A 1,742-nucleotide genomic window follows, 5' to 3' on the forward strand; every position below is an offset into this window, starting at 1 on the left:
GCTGCCAGTTCGGTGTCGGTGGCCGGCGCGATTGGGGGAGGGGTGGGCAGGGCGTCCCGGTCCCGGTCCTGGTTTGTCGCGTGGCGTATCCGGTGCGCGATGACGGCCCCTGGATTGTCGGCGGTCTCCAGGTTCGCGGTGGCCTCGGCCCACAGCTCGCGGGGGTCGTGGCCGGTGGTGGCGGCGTCGGTCCAGGCTCGGGCGAGCACGTCGTATTGGTCGCCTCCGGGCTCGAGGTGTCGGCCGTAGAGGCGCGGCAGGGCGTCGATGTAGGTGGGCAGCGTGGAGCTGGTGAAGGCTTGGGCAGCGAGGTCGACGCCGTGGCGGTACAGCGCTTCAATGCGCGCCGGGTCGGTGGCGTTATCCATCTCCTCGCGCAGTGTTGCGGTCGCGGAGGCTTGGTGGGTGTCGCGCCTAAGAATGGCGGCCAGTACCTCGGCGGCGGTGGGGGCGTCGTGGTCGCCGGCTGAGTGCATGTGGGCGTCCTCGGCAGACAGGTCGACCGTGGGTTCGCACACGGCGTAGGCGCGGTTCTCCTTCTTGCCGCGGGTCATCGCAACGTACAGGCCGGCACGGTCCACCGAGGTGTCGACGACTGCGTGGGTGACATCGACGGTGGCGCCCTGGGCACGGTGGATGGTCGTCGCGTAGCCCAGGTGCATGCTCTTGCTCGCGTAGCTGGCAGGCACGACCATCTCGTTGCCGGTGTTGATGTCGCGCACGCTTAGTGAGCCGTCGTCGGCGATGCCGGTGAGGGTGAATAGTTGGCCGTTGATCACCCGGCCGAGGTACTTGCTGTCGGAGGTGTAGAGCTTGGCGTTCTCACGGGCGATGATCGTGTCGCCGACGCCGACGGTGTCGCCTCGGGAAAGGCGCGTGGTGCGGGTGTCGTCGACGTGTCCGTGGGCGATCCGGTCGGCGCGGATGACCTCGTTGAGCGAGTCGACGTCGCTGTTGTTCGAGGCGATGACCAGGCTCTTGCGGCCGGCCTTGGTGTCGTCGAGGAAGGCTTGAACGGCGTCGGTGAGCATCTGCTCGCGGTGTCCGCCACGGATCCAGCCGCGGTGCGCGTAGAGGCCCAGGGCGTCGGTGTTGCCTTCGCGTAGGGCGAGCGTTGCCTCGGCCTGTTCGGTGTCTGCTCCCATGCGCATGACTTCGCTCAGTTCGACTGTTCCCGGGGTGCGGGTCAGGTCGGCGAACAGGCCGCCGGTCTCGACGGCGGCGAGCTGTTTGGGGTCTCCGATCAGGCGCAGGACGGCGCCGGATTCGGCGGCGATTTCGGTCAGCGCGGCGAGGTTCTCGGTGCTGGCCATGCCCGCTTCGTCGACTAGCAGCATGTCGCCGGGGCGGATGGTCACCGGCAGCGCCTCGAGGCTCCGTCCCGGGGCGCCTGGGTTGCGGCCGAGCCAGGTGAAGGTCAGGGAGTCGATGGTGTGGCAGTCGGTGCCGATGTCCTCAGCCAGCACGCTCGCCGCTGCCGCGGAGGGCGCTAGACCGATGACGTGGCGGTCCGTGTTCTCCCACGCCTGCACGACCACTTTCATGGCGGTGGTCTTGCCGGTGCCGGCCGGCCCGACGCCGGCGGCGAGCAGGGTTCCCGCTCCGACGAGGTGGTGGGCCAGTTCCTTCTGCCCGGTGTTGAGCGGCCAGCCGGTGGTCCTCTCGTGGGCGGCAAGTGCCTTCTCGAGCTTGGCGCGGGATGCGATCACTGCCACCGGGGTGCGGGCTGCATCGAGGACGCG

At 69.3% G+C, this 1,742-nt stretch carries 1 protein-coding gene; it reads right to left on the reverse strand.

The window, feature by feature from the left end; genetic code table 11:
* Positions 1–1,742: AAA family ATPase (locus tag RT323_RS16620; RefSeq protein WP_313410407.1), on the reverse strand; the 1,742-nt coding region annotated here is incomplete at both ends.

The organism is Aeromicrobium sp. (genome assembly GCF_032084975.1).
In the GTDB taxonomy this organism is placed as follows: domain Bacteria; phylum Actinomycetota; class Actinomycetes; order Propionibacteriales; family Nocardioidaceae; genus Aeromicrobium.